Genomic DNA, 21,600 nt, shown 5'->3' on the forward strand with positions numbered 1-21,600 from the left:
GTCACACACGGGATCTCAGCGCACCCAGGCGAATTGGTCGACGGCGGTGATGACCGGGCCGAGGAAGCGGGAGCCGATGGTGACGAAGTCGGACGGGTTTCCGGTGGTGACGAAGCGGTGCTGGGGTGGCGGGAGGGTGTCGTCGCGGAGGAGGCCGGACTTGGTGAGGACGCCGTAGATGTCCTTGGCGCCTTCCTCGGCGCTGCTGACGAAGGTGACCTCGTCGCCCATCACGTAGGAGATGACGCCGGTGAGGAGGGGGTAGTGGGTGCAGCCGAGGATCAGGGTGTCGACGCCGGCTTCGACCAGGGGGTCGAGGTATTCGTGGGCGGCGGCCAGGAGCTCGGGGCCGGAGGTGACGCCGGACTCGACGAAGTCCACGAACTTGGGGCAGGCCTGGGTGGTGAGCTCGACCTGGGGAGCCGCGGCGAAGGCGTCGTCGTAGGCGAGGGAGGCCGCGGTCGAGCGGGTGCAGATGACGCCGACGCGGTTGTTGCGGGTCGCGGCGACCGCGCGCCGGGCCGCAGGGAGGATCACCTCGACGACCGGTACGTCGTACCGTTCGCGGGCGTCGCGCAGCATCGCGGCGCTGGCCGAGTTGCAGGCGATCACCAGGGCCTTGACGCCGGCCTCGACCAGGTGGTCCAGGCACTCCAGCGCGTACTCGCGGACCTCGGCGATCGACTTCGGGCCGTACGGCTGGCGGGCCGTGTCGCCGAGGTACAGGATCGGTTCGTGCGGCAGCTGGTCGAGCACCGCGCGGGCCACCGTGAGCCCGCCGAAGCCTGAGTCGAAGATGCCGATCGGTGCGTCTGCCACACCGGAAACCCTAACTCCCGGCACCGACAAGACCGGCAACGGGCAGTTCTGAAGTAACCCTTACCTAAGCCCGCAGAACGACACGCCGGAGTTATCCACATCTTTACTCTCCGGAATTGCAATCTCACGTGACGCGCGCCACTCTGGAGCGATGTATTTCCGACCGCCCCTCGCGACGCCATGAACCTGGCAGTCCACATCGCGGTGGCCTTGGGCTCCACCGCCGCACCAGATCCGCAACCGACGAACGCCGCACAGGCGGCCGGACAGGTTGCCGACGCCAACGCCGACAGCACCGCCGCCGACATCGCCGGAGCCCTCGGGCCCACCGGCATGCTGATGGTGCTGCTGCTCGCCGCCTTCACGATCTACGTCGTGTCGCTGTCCCTGCACCCGCTCGCCAAGTGCAACCGGTGCAAGGGCATGGGACGCCACAAGGGATCCGTGTTCAACTACGCCACCCGCCCGTGCAACAGCTGCAAGGGCCGTGGCACCCATCCCCGGCTAGGACGCAAAGTGCTGTTCAAACAACCCTGATCCAACTCCCCTGACAACAACCTGTAGCCAACCGGCCGGCGCCACCGCCCAGCGCACCGGTTGACCACGGCAACAAAATCCCAGGCAGAACTGCCGGTCAGGCCCAGAGCTGTCCTTCGAGGCGGTCCTCGGCCTCGTCGATGGTGCCCTCGTACGCGCCGGTGGACAGGTACTTCCAGCCGCCGTCCGCGACCACGAAGGCGATGTCGGCCTGCTCGCCCTCCCGCACGCACTTGGCCGCTTGGCCGAGCGCGGCGTGCAGGATCGCGCCCGTGGAGATCCCGGCGAAGATGCCCTCGTTGTCGAGCAGCTCCCGCACCCGCCGGACGGCGTCGCGCGGCCCGACCGAGAACCGCCCGTCGATCAGCGTCGCGTCGTACAGCTCGGGGACGAAGCCCTCGTCGAGGTTGCGCAGGCCGTAGACCAGTTCGCCGTACCGGGGCTCGGCGGCGACGATCCTCACCTCGGGCTTGTGCTCACGGAAGAACCGGCCGGCGCCCATCAGCGTGCCGGTCGTGCCGAGCCCGGCGACGAAGTGCGTCACCGACGGCAGGTCGGCGAGGATCTCGCGCGCGGTGCCGTCGTAGTGCGCGGCGGCGTTCGAGGGGTTGCCGTACTGGTAGAGCATCACCCAGTCCGGGTGCTCCTCGGCGACCTGCTTGGCGACCCGGACCGCCTCGTTCGAACCACCCGCGGCCGGCGAGGAGATGATCTCGACGCCCCACATCCGCAGGATCTGCCGGCGCTCCTCGGAGGTGTTCTCCGGCATCACGCAGACCATCCGGTAGCCACGCAGCTTGGCCGCCATCGCCAGCGAGATGCCGGTGTTGCCCGAGGTCGGTTCGAGGATCGTGTTGCCGGGCCGCAGCCGGCCGTCCTTCTCGGCGTCGAGCAGCATCCGCAGCGCGGCCCGGTCCTTGATCGAGCCGGTCGGGTTGTGGTCCTCGAGCTTGGCCCACAGCCGGACGTCGGCCGACGGCGAGAGCTTCGGGAGACCGACCAGCGGCGTACCGCCGACCGAGTCGAGCAGGCTGTCGAAGCGCACGCTCAGCCGCCGGCGACGGCCGGCAGCACGACGACGACGTCGCCGTCCTTGACGCCGGTGCCGAGGCCGCCGGTGAACCGGACGTCCTCGTCGTTGACGTACACGTTGACGAACCGGCGCAGCTCCTCCGGCTCACCCTCGACGATCCGCTCCTTGAGCCCGGGGTGGTTGCCGTTCACGTTGTCGATGAACTCGGCCAGCGTGCTGCCGTCGCCGTTCACCGCCTTCTCGCCCCCGGTGTAGGTGCGCAGAATGGTCGGCACGCGAAGCTCGATCGCCATCTCAGTTGTCTCCTGTTTGGTAGGTCGCCACGATCTTCACGTCTTCCTCCGTGACGGCGCCGTCGATGATGCGGTAGGACCGGAACTCGACCGGACCGTCGTACGACGGCTGGTCCGCGCCGTCGCGGGTCGAGACCAGCACGTAGTGCGCCCCCGGCTCCTGGGCCAGGTTGATGTCGGTCCGGGACGGGTAGGCCTGCGTCGCGGTGTGCGAGTGGTAGATCACCACCGGCTCCTCGTCGCGCTCGTCCATCTCCTTGTAGAGCTTGAACAGGTCGCCGGAGTCGAACTCGTAGAACGTCGGCGACATCGCCGCGTTCAGCATCGGGATCAACCGCTCGGCCCGGTCGGACCCGGCCGGCCCCGCGACCACCCCGCACGCCTCGTCCGGGTGGTCCCGCCGCGCGTGCGCCACGATCGCGTCGTAGGTCGCCTGCTCGATGATCAGCACGGTTCCACGATACGGAGCGCGCCGAGGGACCCCGGCCAACCCGGGATCCCGTCCAGAATGTGGACTACCAGCGGCTGTGGACCTGGGGGCGGACGAGTTCGTCGTACGTCGTACGGACGGCCGCGAGCTGCTCGCCGGTGAGCGGCGCGAGGGCGGCGGCGCCGATGTTGCCGGCGACCTGGGCGGGGTTGCGGGCGCCGGGGATGACCACCGAGACGCCGGGCTGGTCGAGGATCCAGCGCAGCGCGAACTGGGCCATCGTCGCGCCCGAAGGCACCGCCGGGAGGAGGCGCTGGACGGCCTCGAGACCGGTGGCGAAGTCGACGCCGGAGAAGGTTTCGCCGACGTCGAAGGCCTCGCCCTGGCGGTTGTAGGTGCGGTGGTCGTCGGCGCCGAAGGTGGTGCTCGCGTCGTACTTGCCGGACAGCAGGCCGCTGGCCAGCGGGACGCGGGCGATGATGCCGACACCGGCCTCGGCCGCCGCGGGCAGGACCTCGTCGAGGGGCTTCAGGCGGAACGCGTTCAGGATGATCTGCACCGACGCGACGTTCGGCCGGGCGATCGCGGTGAGCGCCTCGGCGCAGGTCTCCACGCTGAGGCCGTACGCCGCGATCCGCTTCTCCTCGACGAGCGTGTCGAGCGCGTCGAAGACCGCGTCGGTCGAGTAGACGGAGGTCGGCGGGCAGTGCAGCTGGACCAGGTCGATGGTCTCGACGTCGAGGTTCGTCCGGGAGCGGTCGTTCCAGGCGCGGAAGTTGTCGAGGGTGTAGTTCTCGGGCTTCTGCTCGACCCGGCGACCCATCTTGCTGGCCACGGTCAGGCCGTCGTACTCCTTCAGCACCTGCCCGACGAGCCGCTCGCTGCGCCCGTCGCCGTACACGTCGGCGGTGTCGATGAACGTGACGCCGCCGTCAACGGCGGCCCGCAGTACGCCGAGCGCTTCGTCCTCGCCGACCTCACCCCAGTCCGCCCCGAGCTGCCAAGCTCCGAGCCCGACCACACCGACATCTCGCCCAGTACGCCCAAGGGTCCGCTTCTCCATACCGGAGAGCCTACGGTCAGCGCATGTTGTGCAGGAGGGCGGACTGCAGATACCCCAGCCAGTCGTACAAGTCGTACGTCAGCCGCCGCGGGTCGTCGTCCGGGAGCTTCTCCCAAACCGCGTAGTCGTCGTCCTCCTTGATGTCCAGGCGGGTGCCGATCGCCAGGCGGAGGTCGTTGAGCGCGCGCAGCCAGGCCAGCTGGTCGTCGGGCTCGAGCGCGATGCCGTCCTCGTCCGACTCCTCCAGCGCGGTCAGCACGCGCTTGGCGTCGTTGGCCTTGCCGTCGCGCAGCCCGCGCTCGGTGAAGCGGCGGAACTCGGCCGCGGCCATGTCGTCCCCGGAGTACGCGTTCGGCAGCAGCCGCTGCAGTACGACGTCCTCCGGCGGCGCGGTCGGGCCGTCGGAATCGAGCAGCGCGGCCAGCGGGTCGTCGCCGGCGGCGGTGGCGCGCGGCGGCATGCCGTCGTACAGGAGCTCGACCAGGTTGCGCAGGAGGTTGGACAGGATGTCCGCCTCGTGCTCGGCGAAGCTGACGACGACGGTCTTGCGGCGCTTGCGGAACCGGGTCACGACTTCTCGCAGGTGGCCCACAGGCCGTAGCTGTGCATGGCTTCGACGTCGCGTTCCATCGCCTCGCGGTTGCCGTTCGACACGGCCGACTTGCCCTCCTCGTGCACCTGCATCATCAGCTTCTCCGACTTCTGCTTGGAGTAGCCGAAGTAGGTCTGGAAGACGAACGTGACGTAGTCCATCAGGTTGACGGGGTCGTTCCAGACGATCGTCGTCCACGGTGGGCTCAGCTCGATCGCCTCGTCGACTTCGGGGCTCTCCAGCTCACTCGGTGCAGTGGTCACTCGCCCATTCTCTCCACTCATCGATCCGGCTTCGCAATAGGCTGCCCCTGTGAACGCTTCCACGGCTCTGCTCACCGACCACTACGAGCTGACCATGCTGCAGGCCGCCCTGGCCGACGGTACGGCGCACCGCCGGTCGGTTTTCGAGTTGTTCGCCCGCCGCCTGCCCGACGGCCGCCGGTACGGCGTGGTCGCGGGCGTGAACCGCCTCCTGGACGCGCTGGAGCGGTTCCGTTTCGACCCCGACACGGTCGCGTTCCTGCGCGAGCGCGGTGTGGTCGACCAGGCGACCTGCGACTGGCTGGCCGATTACCGGTTCAGCGGGGACATCTCCGGCTACGCCGACGGCGAAATCTTCTTCCCGGGCTCGCCGGTGCTGGTCGTGGAGTCCAGCTTCGCCGAGGCGGTGCTGCTGGAAACCGTGTTCCTGTCGATCCTGAACCACGACTCCGCGGTCGCCTCGGCGGCCTCGCGGATGACCTGGTGGGCCGGCGGCCGGCCCTGCATCGAGATGGGCTCGCGGCGCACCCACGAGGAGGCCGCGGTCGCGTCCGCGCTGGCGGCGTACATCGCGGGCTTCGCCACGACGTCGAACCTGGAGGCCGCGCGCCGCTTCGGCATCCCGAGTGCCGGTACGGCGGCGCACTCGTTCACGCTGCTGCACGACACCGAGCGGGACGCGTTCGTCTCCCAGGTCGAGGCGCTCGGCAAGGGGACGACGCTGCTGATCGACACCTACGACCTGACGGAGGCGGTCAGGACCGCGATCGACGTGACCGGCACCGAGCTGGGCGCCGTACGGCTGGACTCGGGTGACCTCCCGTCGCTGGCCGGTCAGGTCCGCGAGCAGCTGGACGCGCTCGGCGCGACGAAGACCCGGATCATCGTGACCAGCGACCTCGACGAGTACCAGATCGCCGCGCTGGCCCCGGCCGCCGTCGACGGGTACGGCGTCGGCACGTCGCTGGTCACCGGCAGCGGGTACCCGACCTGCGGTTTCGTCTACAAGCTGGTCGCCCGCGAGGACGCCGACGGCACCATGGTCCCGGTCGCGAAGAAGAGCCCGGACAAGATCTCGATCGGCGGCCGCAAGTACGCCCTGCGCCGCCGCAACCGCCTCGGCGTCGCCGAGGCCGAGGTGATCGGCGTCGGCGAGCCCCCGGTCGACGACGGCGACGACCGCGTCCTGCTCAAGCCACTGGTCGAGGCCGGCAAGGTCGTCGGCCGTACGACGCCCGAGGAGTCGCAGGCCCACCACCTGAAGGTCCGCGACGAGCTCCCCCGCAGCGCCAGCCAGCTGAGCCGCGGCGAACCGGCGATCCCGACCGACTACACCGGCGACCTGAACAGCCGGAACCCGTACGCTCCGCGGAGCGCGATCTGACTAGCTCCAGGACCGCCGTTGGTGGTCCCAGCCACTGCCTTCGTCCACAGTCGTACCGAGGATCGGATCGACGAAGTCTGCGATCTCGTCAAGCGCCTCGGCAAAGCTGGCCGGCAACTGGTCAGCCGTAGCCTGCTTCCGTCGCCAGACCGCCCACTTGGGCTGGGCCTGCGCCGGCAGGTCCGCCAGGTGCGATCGAAGCGGAATGCTCGGCACTCCTCGATGCGCTGCGACCTCGGCGACCGCCGCGACCACCTCCGCCGCGGCGAAGGTCTGTGACCTGCTGATGATCAGGAGGTCGGCGAAGTCGCGCCAGCGGGTGTTGGCCTCACCGCGCTCGATCGCGGTCAGGGTCTTCTCGGCGACGACCATCGGCAACGGGTACCCGAGCATTCGAACGGGTCCGGAGCCGAGCAGCCTCGGGATCGTCACCGTCTCGGCACCTGGCCAGATCGGATCGCCGAAGTTGATGTCGACACCGATCGTGAGGCGTGCGTTCGCCAGGCCGGCGACCAGCCGAACGCGGACGCCGGCGTACTGGTCCTCGTCCCGGATGGTCTGTGCCGTGACCTCGTCCGCGGGAAAGACCAGACCGTCGCTGACCCCGACGGCAGCGATCGCCGTCATGCGCTCACGGACCGCCTCCACATCGTTGGGCAGGCCGGTGGCCTGCAGATCGATGTCCTTCGTCGGTCGCCGAAGATCGAACGCCGCCAGCAGGACGCCGCCCTTGAGGACGAACTCATCGGCCCACTTCGACGCCGCGACCCTGGCGAGCAGGCCTTCCAAGGCGTAGAGCGTGAGGACCTCTTGGACGTCGGCGTCGGTACGGCGGGCGAGCTGTCGCAGCGCCAGGAACGCATCGGCTGCCGGCGTACCGTGCTCGGGGACCGGGGTCACAGCAGGATCTCCAGAGCCGCGCGGACCGACGGATAGGCCTTCGAGAAGCTCTTGGCGACCTGCAACAGCTGAGCCGGTTGACTCGTTCGCCGGGCCAGCCACCGCCGAAGCGCCTCGCCCGCGACGTCGGCGCCGATTTCGTGCCTGAGCCGGAAGGCGTCGACGATCGTCCGCTCCGGCGAGTACAAACCGATCGCGATGTCGTCCACCAGCTGATGCTGCTGCCGACCAATGGCGAACGTTGCCGGGTCGAAGTAGTGCCAAGTGACCTTGGCGTACGTCGTGGTCAAGCTCCGCGCCCGACGGGGCAGCGCGATGTCACTCGCCCGTGGGATCTCATCGGTCAGGTCGTGCAGGGACAGGGCACTCAGCAGGCACAGCGTCGCCTCCGGTCTGCGGAGCGCCACCGACGCGAGCCCGGCAGTCGTGTCGTCGAGCACTCCCGTGCGGGCGTAGATCCCCGGCGCGATCTGCTCGTACTCACCGGTCTGGGCGAGCTCGTAGAGCCGGTACCTCGACAGGCCGAGCCGACCGAGATCAGCCCGACGCACCACAGTGGGTAGCTGGTCGCTTGCCACAGACCTTTCCTAACCGGACGAATTGTTTACAGGTCCAACCTATGTGTCAACAATACGTCCGACGCGCCGCGTTGTCCTCTCCGGCTGATCCGTCAGCCTCCTGAGGGCGCCACCGGTGAGCGCACCACCGCCCAGCCGCCGGCCGGCAACTCCATGCTTTCGGCAACTTCCTGACCGGAGACCAGCTCCACGCCGTCCGCCGGTACGACGGCCGCTGCGTCCGTGTGGTTGATCAGGAAGGTCCAGCTCGCATCCGCGCCCGTACGCCGCACGAGCTCGACGCCCTCGGGCAGGTCCGGTCGCTCGACCCCGGCCTCGCGCAGCGGCTCGGCCAGGTAGTCGTCGAGCTGCGTCGATACGTACCAGGCGATGCCGGCGCCGTACTGGTTCCGGGTGACGGCAGGAGAACCGGCGAGGACACCGCTTGCGTAGTGGTCGACACCCTCAGCGCCGGCCAACTCCAGGTGTTCGCTCCACGCCCGGCCGCGGCGTCCCGACTCCAGCAGCACCTCGTCGACCGGATGGAACTCCTCGACCCGGATCCCGAGCAGCTCGCGGAAGGCTCCCGGATACCCGCCGAGCCGCACCTGCGCGTTCTCGTCGACGATGCCGCTCAAGCAGGTCACGACAACATGCCCACCACCCTCGACATACCCGATGATCGGCTCGGGGTCCGCGACCAGATAGAGGCTGGGGATCACCACCAGCTTGTATGCCGACAGGTCCGCCTCCGGCCCCGGCAGGTCCACCGCGCCCGTCCACAGCTGCCGGTGCGCGGCCTGCACCGCGGCGAGGTAGTCCATCTCCGACGACGGCAGGTGCGTCGCCTGCATCGCCCACCACGACTCGGCGTCCCACAGGATCGCGACCTCGGCCGTGACCGCGCTCCCGGAGACCTCCGCCAGCCGAGGCAACAGTGCTCCCAGCGACGTCACCTCCCGGAAGCGCCGAGTCTCAGACCCCGCATGCGGCACCAGCGCCGAGTGCCACATCTCCGAACCACCCCGCGAAGCCCGCCACTGGAAGAACAGCACCCCCTGCGACCCCCGCGCCACATGCGCCAGGCTGTGCCGAGTCATCCGCCCCGGCTCCTTCGTGTGCCAGCGCTTGCCCTCGTTCAGGCCGCCGCCCGCCTGCTCCATCAGCAGCCACGGCTTCCCCGCGGCCCACGACCGCGCCAGATCGGCGCCGAGCGCCGTCTGCTCCTCCGCGCCGATCCCCGCGACCGTCGGATAGTGGTCGATGGCCACCACATCGACCTCCCGAGCCCAGCGCGCGTGGTTCACCGGCACCCACGCCCCGAAGACGAAGTTCGTTGTCACCGGCAACGTCGAGGACTCGCGCAGCAGATCACGCTGCTCGCAGTACGCCGCCAGCAGCTCGTCCGACCAGAACCGCCGGAAGTCCAGCGCCTGCGTCGGGTTCACCAGGTACTGCGTCGCCCGCGGCGGCTCGATCTCCTCCCAGCTCCCGTACCCCTGCCCCCAGAACGCCGTCGTCCACGCCGCGTTCAGCGCGTCGAGATCGCCGTAGCGCTCGCGCAACCACCGGCGAAACGCCGCAGCGGCATAAGAGCAGTAGCAGACCGTCCCGTACTCGTTGTGCACGTGCCACATCGCCAGCGCGGGGTGCCCGGCGTACCGCTCCCCCAGCGCCCGCGCGATGCCCGCCGCAGCCTCCCGGTACGCCGGTGCGCAGGCGCAGTACGTGTCGCGGCTCCCGTGCGTCAGCCGTACGCCGTCCGCCCGGACCGGCAGCGCGTCCGGGTGCGCCAGGCTGAACCACGGCGGCGGCGAGGCCGTCGGCGTCGCGAGGTCGACCCGGATCCCGTTGCTGTGCAGGAGATCCAGCACCTCGTCGAGCCAGCCGAACTCGTACCGCCCTGGCGAAGGCTCCAGGCTCGACCAGGCGAACACGCCGACCGTCACCAGGTTCACACCGGCCTCGCGCATCAGCGCGACGTCCTCGGCCCACACCTCAGGCGGCCACTGCTCGGGGTTGTAGTCGCCGCCGTACCAGAGCTCAGGCACGGACGACCTCGAAGCGCTCGCAGACGCCCTCGACGACCCGGCCAGAGGCGGCCCCATCGGCGAAGCTCAGCTCGATCACCGCACCACCCGGCAACCGGACAGTCGCCACCTCCCCATCACCAGGCGCGAACCAGCGCAGCGTCACGTCCTCACCCCAGTCGTACTCCGGCCGGTCGTCGACCGCCCCGAACGGCACCACCGCTCCACCCCGCACGAACAGCGGCAACCCATCGAACCCGTACGTCCGGCTCACCCACCGCGGCCCCTCCAGCCGCTCCCCGTCGAGCAAGCTGGTCCAGGTCCCTTCAGGCAGGTAGAACCGGACCTCACCAGCAGCGCTCATCACCGGCGCGACCAGCAGATCGGGCCCGAGCATGTACTGCCGCTCGAGGTACGCGACCGCCGGATCGTCCGGGAACTCCAGCAGCATCGGCCGCATCATCGGCGTCCCGGTGGTGTGCGCTTCCTCGGCCGCGTTCATCAGGTACGGCATCAGCGACAGCTTCAGCTTCGTGAAGCGACGCAGTACGTCGACCGCTTCGGAGTCGAAAGCCCACGGCACCCGGTAGGACCCCGAGCCGTGCAGCCGCGAGTGCGACGACAGCAATCCAAACGGCAGCCACCGCTTGAACACCGCCGGGTCCGGCGTCCCCTCGAAGCCGCCGATGTCGTGGCTCCAGTAGCCGAACCCGGACGCGGCCAGCGAGAGTCCGCCGCGCAGCGACTCCGCCATCGCCTCGAAGGTCGACTCGCAGTCGCCACCCCAGTGCACCGGGAACTGCTGCCCGCCCGCGGTCGCCGACCGCGCGAACAGTACGGCGTCGCCCGCGCCGCGCACGTCCCGCAGCAGCTCGAAGACCGCCGCGTTGTAGAGCTGCGGGTAGTAGTTGTGCATCCGCGCCGGGTCGGATCCGTCGTACCAGACCACGTCGTCGACCGGGATCCGCTCGCCGAAGTCGGTCTTGAAGCAGTCCACACCGACGTCGAGCAGCGCCTGCAGCTTGCTCCGGAACCAGGCCGTCGCGTCCGGGTTGGTGAAGTCGACGATGCCCATCCCGGCCTGCCACAGGTCGGTCTGCCAGACCGAGCCGTCGGTGCGCTTCAGCAGGTAGCCGAGCTCGCGGCCCTCGTCGAACAGCACCGAGCGCTGCGCGATGTACGGGTTGATCCACAGGCTGATCCGCAGCCCGCGGGCCTTCAGCCGGGCCAACATCCCGGCCGGGTCGGGGAACGCCGCCGGGTCCCAGACGAAGTCGCACCAGTGGAACTGCCGCATCCAGAAGCAGTCGAAGTGGAACACGCTCAGCGGGAGATCGCGCTCGGCCATCCCGTCGACGAAACTCGTCACGGTCGGTTCGTCGTACGACGTGGTGAAGGAGGTGGACAGCCACAGTCCCATCGACCAGGCCGGCACCTGCGCGGGCCGACCGGTCAGCGCGGTGTAGCGGTCGAGCACGTCCTTCGGGGCCGGCCCGTCCACGACGTAGTAGCTCAGCTCCTGGCCGGCCACGCTGAACTGGTTGCGCGAGACGACCTCGGAGCCGATCTCGAAGGAGACCTCGGCCGGGGTGTCGACCAGTACGCCGTACCCGGCGCTGCTCAGGTAGAACGGCACGTTCTTGTACGCCTGCTCGCTGGACGTGCCGCCGTCGGCGTTCCAGATGTCGACGCTCTGCCCGTTCTTCACCAGCGGCCCGAACCGCTCGCCCAGCCCGTACACGGTCTCGCCGACGCCGAGCAGCAGCTGCTCGTGCACGAAGCTGCGCCCGTCGGCATCGGTGATGAGCGCAAGACCGGTTTCCGAGGAGGTGACCAACTTCCCGTCGCGCTCGAACCGCACGCTCCACGGCCCTTGTCGCGCGACCACCGCGGTCAGCCCGCCGCTGCTGAACCGCGCGGCCTCGGTGTCGACCTCGACCTTCACCGCGTGCTCGTCGCCGCGGTTCAGCTGGTACGCCGGACGCGCGGCGACCCCGCCGCGGTGATGGCTGACGTGCACCCCGATCACGCCCGGCGCGGGCGAGTCGAAGGTGATCGTGAAGACCGGCTGGTTGAGCGTGTCCCCGCGCCGCTCGATCCGCTTCGCCGGGGCGAACACGGTCAGCGACCGGTCGCCCGCCTCGACGCTCTCGACCTCGGCCGGGCGCAACCGGCTGAATCCGGGGCGCAGCTGCCAGTGCCCGTCGGTGAACTTCATCCGCGGGCGCCCGGCAGGTAGGTGTTCAGGTAGTCGTTGCGGAACTTGCCGCCCTCGTCGTACCGAGCGGCGAGCTCGACGAAGTCCGGGACCTTCGGGTAGCAGGTGCGCAGCGTCGCGGCGTCGGCCGCGAACACCTTGCCCCAGTGCGGGCGGGCGCCGAGCGGCAGCAGCGCCGCCTCCAGCGCCTCGACGACCGGGCGGACCGCGGCCTCGTCCTGGATCCAGGTGAAGTGGAAGGCGACCGTGTCCCGGCCCTGGCTCGGGCTCAGCCAGAGCGTGTCGGCCGCGATCGTCCGGACCTCGGAGACCTGGATGACCGCCGCCATCTCGTTGCCCAGGGCCCGCAACTGCTCGATCGCGGCGGGTGCCTGGGAACGCTCGACGAAGTACTCAGACTGCAGCTCCTCGCCGTTCGACGGCGTGAACTCGAGCCGGAAGTGCGGCAGCCGCGTGTTCCACGGCCCCGGTACGCCGCCCTGCTCGGTCGCGAACCCGGCCGGCATCGTCTTGATCGGGTGCCGCGCGCCGTCCGCGAGCCGCGCGCCCAGCCACTCGGGATCTAGGGTGATCTGCTTCGCCTTGCGCCAAACCATCACCTCCGGGTCGACCCAGTCGGTGAACGCGCTGACGCTGTACGCACTGCCGAACACGTCGTCGAACGACGTCCCGAGCCGGTCGACCGGCAGTCCGTCGTACACGACCTGGCTCAACTCGTACGACGGCTCGACCGCGAGCGTGAGATGCGTCGTCACGCCAAGCGCCCCGAGCGCGATCACCGCGCCCTCGAAGTCGGCGTCGCCCCGGTCGAGCGCGGCCAGCGAGCCGTCGGCGGTGACGAACTCGATCCGGGTCACGGCCGACGCGAGCGTCCCGTTGGTGTCGCCCGAGCCGTGCGTGCCGGTCGAGCAGGCGCCGGCGACCGAGATGTGCGGCAGCGAGCCAAGGTTGTGCAGGGCGAGCCCGTCGGCCTGCAGCGCGGCCGTCACCTCGCCGTAGCGCAGACCGCCGGCGACGCGGACGCTCTGCCGGTCGGCCGCGATCTCGACCGTCTTCGGCAGCTCCAGCACCGAGACCAGCGTGTCCGCGGTGTCCGCGATCCGGTTGAACGAGTGGCCGGTGCCGAGCACCCGCACCCGCTCGCTGCTGCCGACCAGGTCCTGCAGCTCGGGCACCGATCCCGGCTGCCGCAACCGCTCGGCCGCGAAGGTGACGTTGCCTGCCCAGTTCTTCATCCGGTTCCTCTCGCCGCGCTCCACCCCGAGCCTTCCACACCGTTTCCTGGCAAGTTTCGGTCACCTGCGGCGAGCCAGCACCCGGAGACCCGGACCGTCCATGGTTTGATACGACCGCTCGCATCCCCCGGTGATCAAGGAGACACGAAGCGTGGCACCGTCTCGGCGCTGGCTGCTGATCGCGGGGGCCTCAGCGGTGACCCTGGTCGCGACGTACCTGCTCGCGGTCCGCACGAGAGCCGGGCAGGAGCTGGAGAACGCGGTACTGCGCGGCGCCGACGACAGCGCGAACCGGACCGAGTTCGTTGCCGCGAACAACGCGCTGGACGAGATCACCGTCTACTCGCTGCTCGGTGCCTGTCTGGTGATCGGGCTGGTCGGGCTGCTGCGCCGCCGGATCGACCTCGCGGTCGCCGCGGTCGGCGTGATCGTCGCCGGGCAGGTGGTCACCCAGGGGCTGAAGCGGTTCCTGCTGGTCCGGCCCGAGCTGGTCGACGTGACGGGCGACTTCAAGGGCAACAGCCTGCCGAGCGGCCACACCACGATCGCGATGACCGTGCTGTTCGCGGCGCTGCTGGTGATCCCGTACCGGTGGCGCGGGGTCGCGATGTTCCTGACGCTGAGCTGGGCGACCGGGATCGGCGCGTACACGCTGGCGGCGAAGTGGCACCGGCTGTCGGACACGATCGCCGCCGACGCGATCGCGCTCGGGCTCGCGTGCTTGGCGTCGTGGTGGCTCGCGCGGCGCGGCGCGGTTCATCCGTACGAGGGCAAGCGGTACGTCGGGCGGGTGGTGTTCGTGGTGATCATCTGCCTCTACACCGCCGGCTGGCTCGCGCTCGGCGGGATCCTGTGGGGTGTGCCGCTGGTCGGCGAGGGCTTGCAGCAGGCGATCCGGGAGAGCGAGTGGCCGCTGTACCTGGGCGCCACCGTTCTCGCCTCGGCCGCGTCGGCCTTGAGTGCTTTGATTTTCTGGTCCAGCTGGCGCCGGCTCGAGGTCCGCTGATGATCTTCGGCTTCGGAATCGCCGCGTTCTGGTTCGTGCTGTTCGTGATCAGCTTCCTGCGCGACCGGCGGGTGCTGCGGAACGGGATCTACCTGGTGATGACTGTCTTCTTCGCCGGCATCGGGACCGTCTTCGCGCTCGAGTCGGTGAACGAGACCGCCGCGCGCTGGCTGGTCCTGCTGGTGCTGGTGATGATCCCGGTGACGATCTTCGTGCTCGCCGTCGCGCTGATCGGCAACGGCGTCGTGATGCTGCGCCGCGAAGGCCGCCGCCCGGCGAACCTGCTGTCCCTCGCGGCCGGCGTCGGCTTCTTCGCGTTCCTCGGCTTCAGCCTCGTCGTCGCCAAGACCGGTTCCCCGTTCCTGGCCGCCGTCCGCGACGGAGTCGGCGGAATCCTCGGCTACGTCTCGTTCCTGTTCGTCTGCTTCCTCGCCTACGCGTTCGTCTACGCGCGGATCCGCTTCTTCCGCCGCCCCGACTTCATCGTCGTCCTCGGCTCCGGCCTCCGCGGCCGCCGCGTCCCCCCGCTGCTGGCCAGCCGCCTGGACAAGGCCCAGACCGTCTGGCAGAAGGAACGCGACCGCGGCCGTACGCCGCTCCTGATCACCTCCGGCGGTCAGGGCCCCGGCGAGGAGGTCGCCGAGGCTGTCGCGATGGCCGACTACCTGATCGACCACGGCGTACCAGCGGACGCCGTACTCCGCGAGGACCGCTCCACCACCACGTTCCAGAACCTCACCTTCAGCGCCGTGATCATGACGGACCTGAAACCGAAGTACCGCTGCCTGATCGTCACCAACAACTTCCACGCCCTCCGCGCCGCCTTCACCGCCCGCAAGGCCAAGGTCAACGGCCAGGTCCTCGGCTCCCCCACCGCCCTCTACTTCTGGCCCAGCGCAACGATCCGCGAGTTCATCGCCGTCCTGGTCGACCACAAGATCGCCAACGGCATCATCATCGGCCTGATCCTCCTGAGCGCCTTCGCCCGCCTGATCTGATCCCCAGGCGTTGGCTAAGGTGAGGGCGTGAGTCTTACCGCTGGTGGTCCGCGTCGTGATGACTTCTTCAAGGTGCCGGGGAAGGGGGCCGGGGCGCCGGTGAAGCCTGGGGAGAAGGCGCCGGTGGATCGGACGGCGGCGCTGTCGGTGGGGGCGTTTCAGCCGGTGGTGGCGGCGGTGCCGATGCCGAAGCGGTTGTTCGTGCACGAGGGTGAGCGGGTGGCGGCGCTGGCGGCTGGGGGTGATGGGGCGCGGGAGCTGACGAACGTCGTGGCGGATCTGGATGTTGCGTTGACGACCGCGGTGTTGTTGTTGCGTGGGGTTGAGCATGCGAAGGCTCGGGAGCGGGTGGTCGAGGCGGTACCGTTGCTGGTTTCCGCGGAGGCCTATCAGCCGTTGGAGGCTGCGGCGGAGTTTCTCGATCTCGACGACGAGGATGTCGCGGAAATTCTCGACGGGCTGACCGAGCGAGGCTTCGCGGGGCCGACCGAAGCGGCGATCGCGGCGGCTGAAGGACTGCGGGAGCGGGTTCGGCTGGTTGGGCACGACGAGCTCGACGAGGTGCTGGCTTCGGTACTGCGGGTGGTGGCGCTGGTGTCGGTCGCGGGCGCGGCAGCGCCGCTCGGGGCGTTGTCCGAGGGGGATCCGAAGCTGGTGGAGGTCGCGAAGGCCGGGGTGGTCGGGCTGGCGGCGGTTGCGTTGGAGGAGCTGGCGAGCAGTCAGTACGAGCCGGTCGATCTCGCTGAGACCGAGGAACTGCAGAAGAAGCTGACGCCACCGGCCAAGTGAGACCCCGGCTCAGGTGAGCATCGTGACGGCCGCAATGATGCCGGCCAGCACGATCAAGATCCTCAGCAAAGTCGGCGGCAGCACCCGCCCGATGTGCGCGCCCGTGTAGCCACCGACGATCGAGCCGATCGCCAGCAGCCCGACGGCCGTGTAGTCGAGATCCGCGACGAAGACGAAGATCAGCCCGGCGACGATGTTCGCGGCCAGCACCGCCAACGTCTTCAGCGCGTTGACGATCTGCAGCTCCAGGTCCAGCCCGAGGCCGAGCACCGCCATCATCATCACGCCCGAGCCGGCCCCGAAGTACCCGCCGTACACGCCGGTCAGCGCCGCGAAGAACGTGGTCAGCGGGGACATCTTCGTCCGTGGCGCCACCTCGTCGGGCTGGCGGGAGCGCAGCCACTTGGAGATCGTCGGCGTCGCCCCGACGATCAGGCAGGTGAAGAGGATCAGCCACGGCACGATCGCCTCGAACACCCCCGGCGGCAGCGCCAGCAGCAGGACCGCGCCGCCGATCGACCCGATCGCGCACGTCGCGACGACCAGCCAGGTGACCGCGGGCTGTTCCTTCAACTCCCGCCGATAACCCAGCGAACCACCGAGCCCAGCAGGAATCAGCCCGACCGTGTTCGAAGCGTTCGCGACGACCGGAGGGATGCCAAGAGCCACCAGAACAGGAAAGCTGACCAGCGACGCCACACCGACGGTCGAGGTCAGCAGACCTGCTCCGAGTCCAGCGGCGATGACAATGAGGTGCTCGGCCCCCGTCACGACTGCTCGCGGATGAGCGCCACGTCGCTGACCAGCATCACGTGCTCGTGCATCGCGGCCGCCGCGGCCAGCGGGTCGCCCGCGATGATCGCGTCGGCGACCTTCCGGTGCCCGGCCAGCGAGTCCTTCGGCCGGCCCGGTTGGGACAGCGACTCGATCCGGGTCTCCCGGATCAGGTCGTGGATCGCCGCCATCATCTGCGCCAGCAGCTCCGACCGCGCCGCCGCCGTGACCGCGCCGTGGAACTGCTCGTCCCCGTCGACGCCGCGTCCGCCGGTCGCGATGTCGCGTTCCATCTCGGTCAGCGCGGCCAGGATCGCGTCCACATCGGCATCAGTACGCCGTACGGCGGCCAGCGCCGCGAGCTTCGACTCCAGCGCGTCCCGCGCCTCGATGATCTCCGGCAGCCGGTCGGCGTGCGCGCGGATCGCCTCGATCACCGGCGCCGTCCGGGCCCGGTCGGTGAGCACCGTCCCGTCGCCGTGCCGGACGACGACCACCCCGATCACCTCGAGCGCGACCAGCGCCTGGCTCAAGGTCGCGCGGCTAACCCCGAGCCGGACGGCGAGCTCCCGCTCGGGTGGCAGCCGGTCGCCGGCCTTCAGCCCGTTCTCCGCGATCCACCCGGTGATCTGCTCGGCGACCTGCTCGTAGAGGCGGGTCCGCAGCACGGGACGGGGGAAGCGCGGCGAGTCGTCCATGGGTACCAATGTATTGACAACTGGGTCATTGAGCTATTGGCTAGGCCACTGATCCAACGTGGTGTCCCCCACAAACCTTCTGGAGGCCCGGTCATGGGACCTGAATGGGTGGCAATCCTGGCGCTGGTCGCCCTGTTCGTGATCGGCACCCTGCTGCCGATCAACATGGGTGCGCTCGCCTACGTCGCGGCCTGGCTGGTCGGCATGTTCTCCCTCGACCTGAGCGAGAAGGAGATCCTCGGCGGCGTCAGCGGTGACCTGATCCTGACCCTGATCGGCGTCACCTACCTGTTCGCGATCGCCAAGAACAACGGCACCGTGGACCTGATCGTGCGATCGGCGGTGCGCGCGGTCGGTGGCCGCGTGGCGCTGATCCCGTGGGTGATGTTCGCGGTGACCGCGCTGCTGACCGCGATCGGTGCCGCCAGCCCGGCGGCCTGCGCGATCATCGGGCCGATCGCGCTCGGCTTCGCCGGCAAGTACAAGATCAACCCGCTGATGATGGGCATGTTCGTCGTGCACGGCGCCCAGGGCGGCGGCTTCTCCCCGATCAGCATCTACGGCACCATCACGAACTCGGTGATGGAGGACAACAACCTGCCCTCCAGCGAGATGACGGTCTTCCTGGCCAGCCTCGCGGTCAACCTGGTGATGGCCGCGATCCTGTTCGTGCTGTTCGGCGGCCGCAAGCTGATGGCGCAGCGTGTCGACCCCGACGACGAGGACACGCTCACCGAGGATCTGCATCGCGGTGGCGCGACCGTCCCCGCGCGCGGCCAGGGCACGTCGGCTCCGACCGGTACGCAGGCTCTCGGCGTACGCCGGGACCAGGTGCTGACGCTGGTCGCGTTCGTCGGGGTCGCCGTGGTCGCGCTGGTCTTCGACAAGAACATCGGCTTCGTCGCGATCACCGCCGCGGTGATCCTGGCGATGCTGGCGCCGAAGGAGCACAAGGACGCGGTCAAGCAGATCGCCTGGCCGACCGTGCTGCTGGTCGCCGGGGTCAGCACGTACGCCGCGATCCTGACCGAGGCCGGCTCGCCGGAGTTCGTCGGGAACTGGGCGGCCGGGCTGGGCGCGGTCGCGATCGGCGCGCTGGTGCTCTGCTACGTCGGCGGTGTCGTCTCGGCGTTCGCCTCGTCGACCGCGCTGCTGCCGGTGATCATCCCGATCGCCGTCCCGTTGATCGCGGACGGCGGGATCAACGCGGGCCTGTTCGTGGCCGCGCTCGCGGTCGCGTCGACGATCGTCGACGTCAGCCCGTTCTCCACCAACGGCGCGCTGATGCTGGCGAACAAGCCGGACACGATCAGCGAACCCGTGTACTACAAGCAGATCCTGACCTACAGCATGATCGTCGTGCTCGTCGGGCCGCTGCTGGTCTGGGCCGCACTGGTCCTGCCGGGATGGTGACCCGATGACCGGACCGCTGGACGGCGTACTGGTCGTCGACCTGTCGCGGGCGCTGGCCGGCCCGCACGCGACGATGATGCTCGGCGACCTCGGTGCGCGGGTGATCAAGGTCGAGGCGCCCGGCCGCGGGGACGACACCCGCGGCTGGGGCCCGCCGTTCGCCGGCGACGAGTCGACGTACTTCCTGTCGGCCAACCGGAACAAGGAGTCGATCGCGCTCGACCTGAAGGACCCGGCCGATCGTGAGGTGCTGCTGAAGCTGGTCGACCGGGCCGACGTACTGGTCGAGAACTTCCGGACCGGGGTGCTGGAGCGGCTCGGGCTGGGGCTGGAGTCCTTGCAGGCCAGGAATCCGCGGCTGGTCGCGCTGTCGATCACCGGCTTCGGGCACGACGGGCCGGAGGGCGGCCGCGCGGGGTACGACCAGATCGCGCAGGGCGAGGCCGGGTTGATGTCGCTGACCGGTTCGGGGCCGGAGGATCCGCAGCGGGTCGGGGTGCCGATCGGGGACCTGCTGGCCGGGATGTACGGGGCGTACGGCGTACTGGCTGCGTTGCGGGAGCGGGACGGGACGGGCCTCGGTCAGATCGTTCGGACGTCGCTGCTGGCAGCGGTGGTGGGGGTGCATGCGTTCCAGGGGACGCGGTACACGGTGGCCGGTGAGGTTGGCGTTGCTCAGGGCAACCATCATCCGTCGATCGCGCCGTACGGGTTGTTCCACTGCCGGGACGGGTCGGTGCAGATCGCGGTCGGGAGCGAGGGGTTGTGGCAGCGATTCGTTGCCGCGTTCGGGCTGGACGAGAGTGGGCTGGAGACGAATGCCGCGCGGGTTGCTGATCGTCCTCGGGTGATCGAGGTGGTCGAGGCAGCGTTCGCGGAGTGGCCGGCGGAGCGGTTGCTGGCGCGATTGGATGAGGTCGGGGTGCCGGCGGGGAGGGTCCGCGGGCTCGACGAGGTGTACGCGTGGGAGCAGACGGTCAGCCAGGGGTTGCTGATCGACGTTGAGCATTCGACGCTCGGGGCGGTGCGGTTGCCGGGGCCGCCGCTGCGGTTCTTCGGGGCGGATAGTGAGGAGAAGACCCGGCAGGACCACGCGGCGCCGCCGACGCTCGATCAGCACGGCGAAGCGATCCGGGGTTGGGTTTCATGAGCGCTCGAGAGCTGATCGACGTCGTGCTGGACTCCGGCTCCTTCGAATCCTGGGACGAACCGGCTGATCTCAGCGGACATTCCGAGGACTATCTTCAACAGCTTGCGAAGGCGGCTGAGCGGTCGGGTGCCGATGAGTCGGTGCTCACCGGGCGCGGGTTGATGCGCGGGCGGCCGGTCGCCGTACTGGTGAGTGAGTTCGCCTTTCTCGCCGGGTCGATCGGGCGGGCCGCGGCTTCCCGGATCACGGCAGCTGTACGGCGAGCGACCGCGGAGGGGTTGCCGATCCTTGCGTCGACGGCCTCAGGTGGGACGCGAATGCAGGAGGGCGCGCCGGCGTTCTTCGAGATGGTGCGGATCTCGCACGCGCTGATGGAGCACAAGAAGGCGGGGCTGCCGTACCTCGTGCATCTGCGGCACCCGACGACCGGTGGGGTGTTCGCGTCCTGGGGCTCGCTCGGGCACGTCACCGTCGCTGAGCCGGGCGCGCTGGTCGGCTTCCTCGGGCCGAAGGTGTTCCAGGCCTTGTACGACGAACCATTCCCCGCGGACGTGCAGACGGCGGAGAACCTGACCAAGCACGGCGTGATCGACGGCGTGGTGGCGTCGGCGGATCTGCCGATGCTGCTGGATCGGACTCTCGGAATCCTTGTCGACCCCGCGACCCCGGCCACCCTCGTCCGTCGGACCTCCGGCTCGGCGCCCTCAGCCAGGGCGGGCGGCGAAGCTGGACGCACGTGGGAGCCGGGTGTGACCGGCTGGGATGCGGTGCTTGCCACCCGCCGAGCCGATCGCCCCGGCGTACGCGAGTTCCTGAAGTTCGCCTGCAGTGGGACTGTTCGGCTGACCTCGGCGGATGCGAGCGTGCTCGTCGCCTTGACCCGCGTCGACGGACGCCCTTGCGTGCTCGTCGGCCAGGACCGCGAGTCCGGTCGCCCGCTCGGCCCGGCAGCCCTCAGATCAGCTCGCCGCGGGATGCGGTTGGCGGAGGAGCTCGGGCTGCCGCTCGTCACACTGATCGACACCGCGGGTGCCGAGCTCTCGCAGTCCGCCGAGGAAGGCGGACTAGCAGGTGAGATCGCCCAGTGCATCGCGACGATGAGCACGCTGACCGTCCCGACCGTCTCCGTGCTGCTCGGTCAGGGCACCGGCGGCGGCGCGCTGGCGTTGCTTCCGGCAACGACCGTGATCGCCGCCGGCCACGCCTGGCTGGCGCCGCTGCCGCCCGAGGGTGCCAGCGCGATCATGTACGGCGACACGTCGCATGCTCCCGCCCTCGCCACCGCACAACGCATCGCCGCGACCGACTTGCAGGAACAGGGCATCGTCCACCACGTCGTCCCCGAACTTCCCGGCGACACCCCCGAGGCGCTCACCACAGCACTCGCTGCCGAGATCGCCGCCCACCTCAGCTGAGCC

Annotated in this window: 22 protein-coding genes; 8 read left to right on the forward strand and 14 right to left on the reverse strand. The window is 69.6% G+C overall.

Annotated elements, in window-relative coordinates; genetic code table 11:
* Positions 1 to 15 precede the first annotated feature (15 nt).
* Positions 16 to 819, reverse strand: coding sequence for a glutamate racemase (gene murI, locus AB0M01_RS23870; protein WP_363672983.1), 804 nt, complete (start codon positions 817 to 819; stop codon positions 16 to 18).
* Between the two features lie 180 nt (positions 820 to 999).
* Between murI and AB0M01_RS23875 the strand changes: the two genes are divergently transcribed.
* Positions 1,000 to 1,356: a hypothetical protein gene (locus AB0M01_RS23875; protein ID WP_363672985.1), complete on the forward strand. Its 357-nt coding sequence runs from the start codon at positions 1,000 to 1,002 to the stop codon at positions 1,354 to 1,356.
* A gap of 97 nt (positions 1,357 to 1,453) precedes the next feature.
* Here AB0M01_RS23875 and AB0M01_RS23880 read toward each other — a convergent pair whose 3' ends face one another.
* The 6 genes from AB0M01_RS23880 to clpS all read right to left on the reverse strand — a co-directional run bounded on the left by AB0M01_RS23880 (position 1,454) and on the right by clpS (position 5,030).
* Complete coding sequence (locus tag AB0M01_RS23880) at positions 1,454 to 2,401, reverse strand: cysteine synthase family protein (protein ID WP_363672987.1); 948 nt, start codon at positions 2,399 to 2,401, stop codon at positions 1,454 to 1,456.
* Positions 2,402 to 2,403: 2 nt separating this feature from the next.
* Positions 2,404 to 2,682 (reverse strand): MoaD/ThiS family protein, encoded by a 279-nt coding sequence (locus AB0M01_RS23885; protein ID WP_363672989.1) that lies wholly within the window; start codon positions 2,680 to 2,682, stop codon positions 2,404 to 2,406.
* A 1-nt stretch (position 2,683) separates the two neighbouring features.
* Positions 2,684 to 3,133 (reverse strand): M67 family metallopeptidase, encoded by a 450-nt coding sequence (locus AB0M01_RS23890; RefSeq protein ID WP_363672991.1) that lies wholly within the window; start codon positions 3,131 to 3,133, stop codon positions 2,684 to 2,686.
* Between the two features lie 64 nt (positions 3,134 to 3,197).
* The gene (locus AB0M01_RS23895) at positions 3,198 to 4,175 is read right to left on the reverse strand and encodes an aldo/keto reductase (RefSeq protein WP_363672993.1); all 978 of its coding nucleotides are present in this window, start codon (positions 4,173 to 4,175) and stop codon (positions 3,198 to 3,200) included.
* Positions 4,176 to 4,191: 16 nt separating this feature from the next.
* Positions 4,192 to 4,746 (reverse strand): DUF2017 domain-containing protein, encoded by a 555-nt coding sequence (locus AB0M01_RS23900; protein ID WP_363672995.1) that lies wholly within the window; start codon positions 4,744 to 4,746, stop codon positions 4,192 to 4,194.
* Positions 4,743 to 5,030, reverse strand: coding sequence for an ATP-dependent Clp protease adapter ClpS (clpS, locus tag AB0M01_RS23905; RefSeq protein WP_363672997.1), 288 nt, complete (start codon positions 5,028 to 5,030; stop codon positions 4,743 to 4,745). Before clpS ends, AB0M01_RS23900 begins: the two co-directional genes overlap by 4 nt.
* 49 nt (positions 5,031 to 5,079) lie before the next feature.
* Between clpS and AB0M01_RS23910 the strand changes: the two genes are divergently transcribed.
* A complete protein-coding gene (locus tag AB0M01_RS23910) occupies positions 5,080 to 6,414 on the forward strand; it encodes a nicotinate phosphoribosyltransferase (protein WP_363672999.1) in 1,335 nt (444 codons plus the stop codon).
* Here AB0M01_RS23910 and AB0M01_RS23915 read toward each other — a convergent pair whose 3' ends face one another.
* The 5 genes from AB0M01_RS23915 to AB0M01_RS23935 form a co-directional block, all read right to left on the reverse strand.
* Positions 6,415 to 7,314, reverse strand: a complete 900-nt coding sequence (locus AB0M01_RS23915) for a nucleotidyl transferase AbiEii/AbiGii toxin family protein (protein ID WP_363673001.1) — start codon at positions 7,312 to 7,314, stop codon at positions 6,415 to 6,417.
* Positions 7,311 to 7,892: a type IV toxin-antitoxin system AbiEi family antitoxin domain-containing protein gene (locus AB0M01_RS23920; RefSeq protein WP_363673003.1), complete on the reverse strand. Its 582-nt coding sequence runs from the start codon at positions 7,890 to 7,892 to the stop codon at positions 7,311 to 7,313. The genes AB0M01_RS23915 and AB0M01_RS23920 overlap by 4 nt, the downstream gene beginning before the upstream one ends.
* A 92-nt stretch (positions 7,893 to 7,984) precedes the next feature.
* Complete coding sequence (locus AB0M01_RS23925; protein WP_363673005.1) at positions 7,985 to 9,922, reverse strand: beta-galactosidase; 1,938 nt, start codon at positions 9,920 to 9,922, stop codon at positions 7,985 to 7,987.
* Positions 9,915 to 12,119: an alpha-xylosidase gene (gene yicI / locus AB0M01_RS23930; RefSeq protein ID WP_363673007.1), complete on the reverse strand. Its 2,205-nt coding sequence runs from the start codon at positions 12,117 to 12,119 to the stop codon at positions 9,915 to 9,917. Before yicI ends, AB0M01_RS23925 begins: the two co-directional genes overlap by 8 nt.
* Positions 12,116 to 13,354 (reverse strand): D-arabinono-1,4-lactone oxidase, encoded by a 1,239-nt coding sequence (locus AB0M01_RS23935; RefSeq protein ID WP_363673009.1) that lies wholly within the window; start codon positions 13,352 to 13,354, stop codon positions 12,116 to 12,118. Before AB0M01_RS23935 ends, yicI begins: the two co-directional genes overlap by 4 nt.
* 151 nt (positions 13,355 to 13,505) lie before the next feature.
* On the opposite strand from AB0M01_RS23935, the gene AB0M01_RS23940 reads away from it, so the two are divergent.
* The 3 genes from AB0M01_RS23940 to AB0M01_RS23950 are packed head-to-tail and all read left to right on the forward strand — an operon-like array spanning position 13,506 to position 16,147.
* Complete coding sequence (locus tag AB0M01_RS23940) at positions 13,506 to 14,360, forward strand: phosphatase PAP2 family protein (protein ID WP_363673011.1); 855 nt, start codon at positions 13,506 to 13,508, stop codon at positions 14,358 to 14,360.
* Positions 14,360 to 15,358: a YdcF family protein gene (locus tag AB0M01_RS23945; protein ID WP_363673013.1), complete on the forward strand. Its 999-nt coding sequence runs from the start codon at positions 14,360 to 14,362 to the stop codon at positions 15,356 to 15,358. The genes AB0M01_RS23940 and AB0M01_RS23945 overlap by 1 nt, the downstream gene beginning before the upstream one ends.
* A gap of 27 nt (positions 15,359 to 15,385) precedes the next feature.
* Positions 15,386 to 16,147, forward strand: a complete 762-nt coding sequence (locus AB0M01_RS23950; RefSeq protein WP_363673015.1) for a hypothetical protein — start codon at positions 15,386 to 15,388, stop codon at positions 16,145 to 16,147.
* Positions 16,148 to 16,156: 9 nt separating this feature from the next.
* Here AB0M01_RS23950 and AB0M01_RS23955 read toward each other — a convergent pair whose 3' ends face one another.
* On the reverse strand, positions 16,157 to 16,918 hold the full coding sequence (locus tag AB0M01_RS23955) for a sulfite exporter TauE/SafE family protein (RefSeq protein WP_363673017.1): 762 nt from the start codon (positions 16,916 to 16,918) through the stop codon (positions 16,157 to 16,159).
* Entirely contained in the window at positions 16,915 to 17,619 is a 705-nt protein-coding gene (locus tag AB0M01_RS23960) for a FadR/GntR family transcriptional regulator (RefSeq protein ID WP_363673019.1), read from the reverse strand. The genes AB0M01_RS23955 and AB0M01_RS23960 overlap by 4 nt, the downstream gene beginning before the upstream one ends.
* 93 nt (positions 17,620 to 17,712) lie before the next feature.
* Between AB0M01_RS23960 and AB0M01_RS23965 the strand changes: the two genes are divergently transcribed.
* The 3 genes from AB0M01_RS23965 to AB0M01_RS23975 are packed head-to-tail and all read left to right on the forward strand — an operon-like array spanning position 17,713 to position 21,597.
* Positions 17,713 to 19,032: an SLC13 family permease gene (locus AB0M01_RS23965; protein ID WP_363673021.1), complete on the forward strand. Its 1,320-nt coding sequence runs from the start codon at positions 17,713 to 17,715 to the stop codon at positions 19,030 to 19,032.
* Positions 19,033 to 19,036: 4 nt separating this feature from the next.
* The gene (locus AB0M01_RS23970) at positions 19,037 to 20,182 is read left to right on the forward strand and encodes a CoA transferase (protein ID WP_363673023.1); all 1,146 of its coding nucleotides are present in this window, start codon (positions 19,037 to 19,039) and stop codon (positions 20,180 to 20,182) included.
* On the forward strand, positions 20,179 to 21,597 hold the full coding sequence (locus AB0M01_RS23975; RefSeq protein WP_363673025.1) for a carboxyl transferase domain-containing protein: 1,419 nt from the start codon (positions 20,179 to 20,181) through the stop codon (positions 21,595 to 21,597). The genes AB0M01_RS23970 and AB0M01_RS23975 overlap by 4 nt, the downstream gene beginning before the upstream one ends.
* Positions 21,598 to 21,600 lie beyond the last annotated feature (3 nt).

This window comes from Kribbella sp. NPDC051770 (assembly GCF_040681455.1).
Classification (GTDB): Bacteria; Actinomycetota; Actinomycetes; order Propionibacteriales; family Kribbellaceae; genus Kribbella.